The sequence below is a fragment of the Paractinoplanes polyasparticus genome (genome assembly GCF_019710575.1).
Taxonomy (GTDB): domain Bacteria; phylum Actinomycetota; class Actinomycetes; order Mycobacteriales; family Micromonosporaceae; genus Actinoplanes; species Actinoplanes polyasparticus.
In genome coordinates this window covers 1-9,407 of record NZ_JAHWFK010000100.1, presented here as the reverse complement: position 1 = coordinate 9,407, position 9,407 = coordinate 1, and the positions used below count along the sequence as shown (strand labels likewise).

Here is a 9,407-nt window from a genome sequence, read left to right as displayed (position 1 = left end):
TTCACCCTGCTCCGCCACCGCATCCTCCTCAACTGAGATCACCCGCGGTCACCACCGAAAGAGCGCCAGAGCCGTTTTTTTCTGGCTCTGGCGCAGAAACGGTGGTCGGGTCACTGTCCTGTGTGGTGAGTCGCGTGCGGGATCATGACCGCCGTGTGACTTGATCAAGACAGTTTTCCTGGCTTGTCTGCGCTGGTCATCGACCAGGTCTTGGACCTCGGAGCGACGGTGCGGATCGTGGCGCGGACCCCGATGGCGGCGGCCGCCTGCTCGGAATGTGGGCAGCTCAGCGGGCGGGTGCATGCCTATCACGAGCGTCGCCTGGCTGATCTTCCGATCGCTGGACGGGCGGTCACGGTTCAGGTTCGGGTTCGCCGCTTGGTCTGCGTGGCCCTGTCGTGCCCGCGGCGGACGTTCCGCGAGCAGGTGCCCGCGCTGACCCAGCGCTGGGCGCGGCGGACTCAGCAGCTGACCTCGCTGGTCGCCGACCTGGCAGTTGTCGCTGCCGGCCGGTCTGGTGCTGCCGTGCTGGCCCGGCTGGGCGCTCGGATTTCACGAAGCACGGTCCTGCGGGTTCTGATGGCGAAGCCGATCCCAGCCGTGCCGGTGCCGGCTGTACTGTGCGTCGACGACTTCGCGTTGCGGCGGGGCCGCCGCTATGCGACCTTGCTGCTCGACGCGGTCACCCATCGTCGGGTCGACGTTTTGCCCGACCGCAAGGCCGACACTCTTGCCGCCTGGCTGCGGGAACATCCCGAAGTCGCGGTAGTCTGCCGGGACGGATCAGCGACCTACGCCGAAGCGATCCGCGATGGTGCGCCGCAGGCGATACAGGTCAGCGACCGCTGGCACCTCTGGAACGTGCGCCGTGAGGCGCTGATTGATCGAGTGGGGGTGAGAGACCTTCGCCGCTGTCCTGTCGCAGCAGGGCGGTGAAGCTGGGGCAGCCTGATCCGGGAGGTGCTGGGGAGGGTGGCAAGCGGCCCTGACAAAGCCGGGACGTGTCAGTACCGCCAGATGGTGCGGGTCCGGCGAGCGAGTTGGAGAGGTATACGAGAGGAACCGGTGTGTGAAGCCTCCTAAGGTGACATCAGCTCGAACCTGGTGGATGAGGGCTGGTTGCGGTGCGTGCCCGTCGATGTTCCACGGTGGGCAACTTCCGGGTTGTGGATGCCAAACGGTCCGGGAGGCCACGGTGAAGTGCTGCGGGGTAACCGTGGAGATGCCGCGGGGGTATAGCCGGGTGCCTACTCCGACGATCGATCAATCAGTGAACACGGGAACCTTCCCGGTCTTGCCCGCCGTCCGCGCTGCCAGCGTGGGTGGACGGGCTGGGTGCACCGTCTGCCGATCAGGCCGGGAACGGGCGGAGCCGTCGTAGTACTCCGAGTCGGGGAAAGCCCGGCACATGGGGAAGGACGGCAGCGAGATCGCAAGGGAAGGGACTGTAACGTCCGAAGAAACCGGGGTGGATGTCCCGGTCACGTGGCCCTCGGTGCTGGTCGTCGAGTCCCGGGTACGGAAGATGCAGACCAAACTGCACCGTTGGGCGGTCGCCGACCACGGCTTCCGGTTCGATGATGTATTCAACTTCGTCTGCGACCCGGCCACCTTGGTGATGGCCTTCGAACGGGTCGCGGGCAACACCGGAGCCCGGACAGCGGGCGTGGACGGCGTTCGCGCCGCCGACGTCGAGATGTCCGGGGTGACTACGCACCTGGACCACATTCGTTCTTCGTTGAGGGCGGGGACCTTCGGGCCGCTGCCGGTGCGGGAACGGATGATCCCGAAAACCGGCGGGAAATTGCGCCGGCTGGGGATCCCGACGGACGTCGCAAACTCCCCATTCGTCCAGGCAGCATTCGGGTTGGCTGCTGGTGACGTATCCGTTCCACCCGCTGGCCGGTAGGTCTTTGGAGGTCTTGTACTCGAAGCGGCGTGGCGGTGGTCGGGTGTTCGTCTGCGACGCCGGTGACGGAGGCAGTGTCACTCTTCCGGTCGAGTGGACTGACCGTGGCCCGGCCGCGGACGAGGCTCGGCTGTCACCTGAATCGCTGACCGAGTTGCTCGTCGTGGTGAATGCGCTGTTCAAGGGTTGTGCTGACCGGGGCGAAGGGGCGTGAATCATGACAGAAACGCATGAGTGCAGTTTGCGTGGTTCGTCATGGTCAGGGACGGTGCGGCATGGCTATCGGGTGTGGGGATCGCCCTCAAGCCATCGCCGTGATCGCGAACATGCTGGAGTCGCAGCTGGTCGGAGGTGGCTGCCGTGAACGGGGAAGCGAAGATCACCGCGTCGCACCGGTCCCGGATCGCGATCATCTATGTTCGGCAGTCGACGATGGTGCAGGTCCGCGACCACGCCGAGTCGACCACACGGCAGTACGCCCTCGCGGGCGAGGCCGAGCGGCTGGGCTGGCCGGCCGAGGCGGTCGAGGTGATCGACACCGACCTGGGGGTGTCGGGCCGTTACGGCAGCGACCGCGGCGGGTTCCGCGACGTCGTGGCCCGGGTGTGTCTGGGCGAGGTCGGGGCGGTGTTCGGCCTCGAGGTGTCGCGGTTTGCTCGTTCGTCGGCGGAGTTCACCCGGTTGCTGGAGCTTGCCCGGCTGACCGACACGCTGGTCATCGACGTCGATGGGGTCTACGACTTGGCCGATTTCAACGACCGGCTCCTGCTGGGTCTCAAGGGCAGTATGTCGGAGGCCGAGCTCCACCTGCTGTTCGGCAGGTTGCAGGGTGCCAAGCGGGCGGCGGCGGCACGAGGTGAGCTGCGGCTGCCGCTGCCGGTCGGCTACGAGTACGACGCTGACAGGTCGATCGTGATGGACGCCGACGAGCAGGTGCGCCAGGCGGTGGCCGACGTGTTCGCCGAGTTCATCCGGACCGGGTCGGCCTATGGGGTGGTGCAAGCGTTCACCGGGCGTAAGTTCCCGCTGCGCGCTTACGGCGGAGTGTGGGCCGGGCAGCTGCGCTGGGGCAAGCTGACGCACGGCCGGGTGCTGGGGGTGCTGTCCAATCCGGCCTACGCGGGTGCCTACGCCTATGGTCAGCACCGCCTCGTGCGCACCGTCCGTCCTGACGGGACGGTGAAGACCGCCAGCCGGGTGCTGCCGCGGGATCAATGGCAGGTCCTCATCCACGACCACCACGAGGGCTACCTCACCTGGCAGCAGTATCTGGACATCGAGGCGAAGCTGGCCGGCAACCGCACTAACGCCGGCGCCCGCCCGCCGCGGGAAGGACCGCCCCTGTGTCAGGGCATCATCAGCTGCGGCCACTGCGGTCACCGGGTCGGCACCCGCTACCAGGGCCGCACCCAGGTGGCCTACTACGACTGCATGGGCCACCGCGACGCCGCCCGCAGCCAACGCTGCCGCTCGGTGGCTGCGTCGACCATCGACACCGTGCTGGCCCAGCTGCTGCTGTCGACGCTGACCAGCGAGCAGATCGACCTCACCCTGGACGCCGCCGAGCAAGTGCAGCAGCGGCACACCCGCGCGCACCGCGCCGCCGACCTGGCTCTGCAACGCGCCCAATACGAGGCAGACCTGGCCGAACGCGCCTTTGCCCAGGTCGAGCCGGAAAACCGTCTGGTGGCACGCACCCTGGAGACGCGCTGGGAAGCGAAGCTGACCGCTCTGGCCGATGCGAAGACCGCGCTGGCCGCCGCCCTCGACGCCAGGCCGCCGCTGCCCGACCGCGACCGCCTGCAACGCCTCGCCGCCGACCTGCCCCGGCTCTGGGACCACCCGGCCACCAGCGCCAAAGACCGCAAAAGGCTGCTGCGCACCGTCATCTCCGACGTCACCATCCGGTCCGAACACGACAGTGACCAGATCCGCGTCGGCGTGCGCTGGCACACCGGCGCCACCGAGGAAATCACCGCCACCCGCCGCCAACCCGACCGGACCCCGGCCGGCGCAGTCGAGCTCGCCCGTCGCCTCGGCGGTGTCCTGTCCGACGAGCAACTGGCCGAAACCCTTAACGCACAAGGCTTCCGCACCGGCAAGGGCCACCAGTTCGACATCAAAGCCGTCCGGTGGATCCGCCACGCCTTCAAGATCCGCGCTCCACGCACGCAATGCCTGCACGACGGCGAGATCACCATCAAGCAGGCCGCCGCCCGGCTGGGCATCACCGGCGACGCGATCTACCACTGGATCTGGCTCGGACAGGTCCCAGCCCGCCGTGACCCTTCCGGACGCTGGTGCATCCTCTGGACCGCCGAGGTCGAGGCCGTCTACCGCGAGAAAGTCACCGGATCGGTTCATCTCAAACCATCAACCCCACTGATTCCCGCAGGAGGTGCAGTATGAAACGACCCTCCCGACGGCCACCGACCGGGTGGTGCAGGCCGCACTGAAGCTGGTCCTGGAGCCCATTTTCGAGGCGGACTTCCGTCCGTGCTCTTACGGGTTCCGGCCGAACCGGCGTGCGCACGACGCGATAGCCGAGATTCACCTGTTCGGTTCCCAGGGATATCGCTGGGTGCTGGACGCCGATATCGAGGCGTGCTTCGATCGCATCGACCACACGGCCCTGATGGACCGAGTGCGAGCGCGGGTGAAGGACAAACGCGTGCTGACGCTGGTGAAAGCGTTCCTCAAAGCCGGGATCATGACCGAACTCGGCGAACGGAACGAGACCACCTCCGGGACACCGCAAGGAGGGATCCTCTCACCGCCTGCTGGCCAACATCGCCTTGTCGGTGCTCGACGACTTCGCCGCCGAGCAATGGACGACCGCGATGGCGACCCGGCAGGACCGCGAACGGCGACGGCGGCGGGGCCTGCCGACCTGGCGGCTGGTCCGTTATGCGGACGATTTCGTCGTCATGGTCCATGGCACCCGGGAGCATGTCGAAGCTCTTCGCGAACAGGTGAGCGAGGTCCTGGCCGGGATGGGCTTGACGCTCTCCCCGGCCAAGACCCAGATTGTCCACTTCGCGGATGGGTTCAACTTCCTCGGCTTCCGCATCGTCTGGATGCAGAAACGCGGAACGGCAAAGTGGCACGTCTACACGTTCATCGCCGACAAGCCAGTCGAGTCGCTGAAACGGAAGATCAGAGCCCTGACCCACCAGTTGTCGCATCTCGATTACAAGATCGCGCTGATCCGGATCAATCAGATCCTGCGTGGCTGGGCCAACTACTTCAAGCACGCGGTCGGCGAGCACACCCAGTCTCGCCTGCACACCTTCGTCTGGTGGCGGGTGATCCGCTGGGTGATGCACCGGCACCGCACGACTTGGAGGGCCATCCAGCGATGTGTCAAGCCCCGGGTTTGATGGAGAGGCTCCGGGATCCGCAAGGACATTGGAAGCCCATTCAACTGGCGGGAGTCAGACTGTTCAGCCTCGCCAGCGTGTCGATCACTCGATACCGCTACCGGGGCAACAGCATCCCCAGCCCTTGGCCGGACGCCTTGGAAGGTGCTGTCCCAACGGCATGATCTCGTGGAGAGCCCGGTGCGGTGAGAGTCGCACGCCGGGTTCGGAGGGCGGGTCGGGGAAACCCACCGGGAGCAATCCCGACAGGGCGCCCCGGCCCGACCCAACAACCTCGGCAAGGCCGTCGAGAAGACCGCCATCGCGCACTCCGGCTGCTGGCGGTCGAGCATCCCGTCCGGGCAGCGACCCGCCGACGAACGCACCCGCGAGCGGCACACCACCGTGCACCAACTGCTTGACCAAGGTGTCGGCCTGCTCGACTGCGCCCGCCAGCTCGGCTGGGCCCTGAACACCGTCAAACCCTATGCCCGCGCTGAGCGCGCCGAACAACTGCAGCGACCACCGCAATACCGCGAAACGCTGGTCGATCCATTCCGTGACCACCTGCGCACCCGCCGCACCGAGGAGCCCGGCGCGGCCGTGACGCAGCTCCTGACCGAAATCCGCGAACAGGGCTATACCGGCAGCGCCAACCTGCTGGTGCGCTATCTCAACCAAGACCGCGCGGACGCCGAACGGGCTACCCCGTCACCGCGGCGCCTGGTCAGCTGGCTCATGAGCCATCCCGACAGGTTGCCTGCCCACCGCCGCAGCCACCTCGACGAACTCCTCGACGCCTGCCCACACGTGACCGTCCTGGCCGCCCGCATCAGCGCGTTCGCTGATCTGCTGACAACCCGCCGCAGCCGTGACCTCGACGCCGGGATCACCGGCGTCGACAGCGACGACCTGCCCGCTCTGCAGTGCTTCGTCCACGGCCTGCGCATGGACCTACCCGCCGTCACCGCGGGCCTCACCCTGCCCTACAGCAACGGGCCGATCGAGGGCGCGAACACCAAGGTCAAGCTTCTCAACCGGATGTACGGCCGGGCAGGCTTCGCCCTGCTCCGACAACGAATCCTGCTCGCGTAGGCCGACCTCACCGACCACCGTTTCTGCGCCAGAGCCCATTTTCTTACAGTCCCGCCACCGGGACGAGGGGCCGGTGACCTGATCGCCGCTCTGGTAGCGGCTTCCATCAGTTGTCGCCGTCGAGGGGCGGTCGCTGTCGCCGACGCCGAACTGGGATGGCGGCTTCAGCTGCGTCCTCGGCTGCGCTGGAGTTTCGGTGGAGTCAGTGCGGTAGCGCCTTGGCGGAGGCACCGCATGTCCGGGACTCAGGATAGCGGGCTGGACATCGACGAAACCGGCGACATCCAGGTGATCGGCGGCCATGCCAAGTTCATCATCCCGGTCCGCCGCGGCGCTGATACCGCGACGGCCGCGGCACCCTGAGTGCAGCTGGACGGCGCTGGTGGAGCAGGATAGGCCTTCCCGGACTTGCTGGTGTTTGCTCGTAACCGGCTCCGCCGGAAGTAGACGAGGGGACTGTGCCGCAGATGGTCTTGCTGTGCGGGCATTACGGGCGTGTCTGTCGGGAGTGAAGCAGTTGAGCGAGTTGGTCGGCGTTGCGGACGAGTGTGACGCCGGCACCCTGCATTGCGGTGATGGCTTGGGCAATATCGGCGCGCGCGGATGAGCCGCCGTGGGGGTCAGTGTCGGCGAGGGTGTGCAATAGGGCCAGGGTGTGGGAGGCGACGATTGCCCGATCGAGTAAGAGTGTGATCAGCTGCTGGATATGGTCGTCGGTGGCGCCGAGATCGCGATTCACCAGTAACTCCCGGTGGGGACTCTTGTCAGTCTCGGGTCAGTGTCGGAATCCGTTTACCAGGTTCGTCAACTGGTTGGACAGCCGTGTCAGGTCGGCGGCGGCCTGTTGGGTGGTGCTGGCGCCGGTGGCGGTGGCGGTGGCTACCTCGGCCACGCCGGAGACGGTGCCGGCGACCTCGCCGCTGTTCGCGGCGGCATCGGCGACCGACCGGCTCATCTCGGCGGTGGTGGCCGTCTGTTCCTCGACAGCGGAGGCGATCGTGGTGGTGTAGTCGCTGATCTGCTGGATGACTGCGGTGATCTCACTGATCGCGTCGGCGGCGCTGCCGCTGGACGTCTGGATGGCCGCGATGCGCGAGGTGATCTCCTCGGTGGCCCGTGCGGTCTGCTGGGCCAGCTCCTTGACCTCGCCGGCCACGACGGCGAACCCCTTGCCGAGCTCGCCGGCTCGCGCCGACTCGATGGTGGCGTTGAGGGCCAGGAGGTTGGTCTGCTCGGCGATGCTGGTGATGAGCCGGACCACGTCACCGATCTCGGCGCTGGCCGAGCCCAACTGCGCGACCTCGTCGGTGGTGCGCTGGGCGACGCCCATGGCCTGCTGGGCGACTTGCGCGGCACGACCGGCGTTGCTGGCGATCTCGGTGATCGAAGCGCTCATCTGCTCCGCGCCGGCGGCAATGCTCTGCACGCCTGCGTTGACTTGTTCCGAGCCGTGTGAGGCGGCATTGGCACGGGTCGCGGCGTCGGCAGCCCCGGACTGCAGCTGCGAGCTGACCGTCGTCAACTGCTCGGCGGCACCGGCCAACGCGACCGCCGACGCCCCGATCGTGCTGACCGTTTCACGAAGGTGCAGGATCGCGGTGTCCAGGGCACGACCCATCCGGCCCGGTTCGTCGCGGCCATTGAGGCCGGCCGTGCGGGTGAGGTCACCTTCGGCGAGGCTCTCGCAGACCGACTGCACCCTCTTCAAGGAAGTGACTATGCCGCGGGCGACGAATATGCCCGCACCAATGGCCAAGAGCAGACCCACGGCCAGCAGTGCGATCGAGATGGTGCGGTGCGACTCGTACGACGACTGTGCAGCGGCGGCGTTCTCAGCCGCGGCTGCGGCCTCGTTGGCGTTCATGGCGGTGATGTCTTGCATCGCTTCGGTCATCAGCGAGGTGAGCTCGGTATCGCGAATACGCTGCCACGTCACGATGTCGTTGCGGCGGCTCGCCGGCAGGAGCTTGTCCTCGGCCAGCTGTGAGTAGGCCTCGTAGTCGGCGAACAGCTCGTCGACAGCCGCCGGGTCGGTGGCCGGGTTGCTGTTGCGGTACGCGGCGAACGCTGCCTCGATGGCCTGCAGGTCACCGGCCAGCGCCTGCTCGTATCTTCTCATGGTCTGTTGGTCTCGGGAGACCGCATGATTGACCACCGTCAACCGCCCCTGCAGAACCGCTGACCGGAGATCGCCGAGGGCCTGGATGCTGGCCACGTTATGGCTGTAGATCTCCTGGGCCGACGCGCTGGCCGCATGCTGCCCCTGCAGACCAAGGATCCCGACCGCCATCGCCACCAGCGCAGCCAACGCCACCGTACTCATAATCTTGACGTTGATGCTGAGGCTGGCGAACCACCCCGATCGTGGTCCTGCTGCCTTTGTCCCCGTGGCACTCGGCGCGCTCAACCCGGTTCCTTCCGATCTCGGCAACCGGGCACGACTGGACGCCCATGCCGCTCGCGGCTTGATCCCTACGAAGAGAAGATCGGCAACCGGCTCGCAACCACTGAGCGAATGCATCGGAGCAGGCGCCCGGCCAGCAGTCCACGGGAGCTAGACACCTTTTGGGGCGGGGTAGTCGCCGCCCGCCACGGGGCGTGGAGCTGTCTCGCCGACGAGTGCGGTCAGACGTTAAGGGCACACAAGGCCAGCACCTGGGCGCCCAAAGGCGTCACCCCTGTCGTGAAGGTGACCGCGAAAGGTACCGTCCGCGTGTCAGCCGGCGTATCAGGAGCCGGATGACGACCGGCCGTCCGGCCAGAGCGGTATCGGCCAGCTGCCGGTGGCAGCGACCGTGCACCCGCTCCGACTCGGTAGCGCAGCCTGGACATGCTGTCCGGTCACGCCCGGATCTGGCCTCGATCACTATCCGGCCGCCGGTCTCATGGACCCGGTCAATGGTGACGTTCGCCAGGTGCGGCAGCAGCCGAGTATCGAGCTTCTGGAGTTGAGGTCACTCCTGTGTCCACATCGCCGCTTTGAGTGATTCCTGCTGGTTCGGGTGTGCTGTCTAGTTAGGGCATGCGATACGGGGACGGCGGCG

10 protein-coding genes and 1 pseudogene are annotated in these 9,407 nt (G+C 67.0%); 8 read left to right on the top strand and 3 right to left on the bottom strand.

Annotation, left to right across the window (positions count from 1 at the left end; all coding sequences use genetic code 11):
• Nucleotides 1–183: 183 nt before the first annotated feature.
• The 8 genes and pseudogenes from KXC43_RS50025 to KXC43_RS52285 all read left to right on the top strand — a co-directional run bounded on the left by KXC43_RS50025 (nt 184) and on the right by KXC43_RS52285 (nt 6,726).
• On the top strand, nt 184–936 hold the full coding sequence (locus KXC43_RS50025; RefSeq protein ID WP_221383390.1) for an ISL3 family transposase: 753 nt from the start codon (nt 184–186) through the stop codon (nt 934–936).
• 472 nt (nt 937–1,408) lie between these two features.
• The gene (locus KXC43_RS50020; protein WP_221383389.1) at nt 1,409–1,909 is read left to right on the top strand and encodes a reverse transcriptase family protein; all 501 of its coding nucleotides are present in this window, start codon (nt 1,409–1,411) and stop codon (nt 1,907–1,909) included.
• Nucleotides 1,878–2,123 carry a DUF5372 family protein gene (locus KXC43_RS53520; RefSeq protein WP_221383388.1) on the top strand — a complete coding sequence of 82 codons (246 nt, stop codon included), beginning with the start codon at nt 1,878–1,880 and terminating at the stop codon, nt 2,121–2,123. The genes KXC43_RS50020 and KXC43_RS53520 overlap by 32 nt, the downstream gene beginning before the upstream one ends.
• A gap of 146 nt (nt 2,124–2,269) precedes the next feature.
• Nucleotides 2,270–4,318 (top strand): recombinase family protein, encoded by a 2,049-nt coding sequence (locus tag KXC43_RS50010; protein ID WP_221383387.1) that lies wholly within the window; start codon nt 2,270–2,272, stop codon nt 4,316–4,318.
• A pseudogene (locus tag KXC43_RS52295) lies at nt 4,308–4,673 on the top strand (reverse transcriptase domain-containing protein); the annotation flags it as partial. The gene KXC43_RS50010 and the pseudogene KXC43_RS52295, both read left to right, overlap by 11 nt.
• 37 nt (nt 4,674–4,710) lie before the next feature.
• Nucleotides 4,711–5,289, top strand: coding sequence for a group II intron maturase-specific domain-containing protein (locus tag KXC43_RS52290; RefSeq protein ID WP_308129626.1), 579 nt, complete (start codon nt 4,711–4,713; stop codon nt 5,287–5,289).
• 384 nt (nt 5,290–5,673) lie between these two features.
• Nucleotides 5,674–6,363 carry a transposase gene (locus tag KXC43_RS50000; RefSeq protein WP_221383386.1) on the top strand — a complete coding sequence of 230 codons (690 nt, stop codon included), beginning with the start codon at nt 5,674–5,676 and terminating at the stop codon, nt 6,361–6,363.
• A 234-nt stretch (nt 6,364–6,597) separates the two neighbouring features.
• Nucleotides 6,598–6,726 (top strand): hypothetical protein, encoded by a 129-nt coding sequence (locus tag KXC43_RS52285; protein ID WP_255646212.1) that lies wholly within the window; start codon nt 6,598–6,600, stop codon nt 6,724–6,726.
• 124 nt (nt 6,727–6,850) lie between these two features.
• Here the strand turns inward: KXC43_RS52285 and KXC43_RS49995 are convergent, their stop codons facing one another.
• The 3 genes from KXC43_RS49995 to KXC43_RS53515 form a co-directional block, all read right to left on the bottom strand.
• Nucleotides 6,851–7,102 carry a hypothetical protein gene (locus KXC43_RS49995; protein ID WP_221383385.1) on the bottom strand — a complete coding sequence of 84 codons (252 nt, stop codon included), beginning with the start codon at nt 7,100–7,102 and terminating at the stop codon, nt 6,851–6,853.
• Between the two features lie 36 nt (nt 7,103–7,138).
• On the bottom strand, nt 7,139–8,770 hold the full coding sequence (locus tag KXC43_RS49990; protein WP_255646211.1) for a methyl-accepting chemotaxis protein: 1,632 nt from the start codon (nt 8,768–8,770) through the stop codon (nt 7,139–7,141).
• Nucleotides 8,771–9,035: 265 nt separating this feature from the next.
• The gene (locus KXC43_RS53515) at nt 9,036–9,230 is read right to left on the bottom strand and encodes a transposase family protein (RefSeq protein ID WP_369076990.1); all 195 of its coding nucleotides are present in this window, start codon (nt 9,228–9,230) and stop codon (nt 9,036–9,038) included.
• Nucleotides 9,231–9,407: the final 177 nt, after the last annotated feature.

What these genes read in the sequence shown, in the direction of transcription:
- KXC43_RS50020 (WP_221383389.1), top strand. Translation starts at nt 1,409, where the DNA reads ATGGGGAAGGACGGCAGCGAGATCGCAAGGGAAGGGACTGTAACGTCC.
- KXC43_RS52285 (WP_255646212.1), top strand. Translation starts at nt 6,598, where the DNA reads ATGTCCGGGACTCAGGATAGCGGGCTGGACATCGACGAAACCGGCGAC.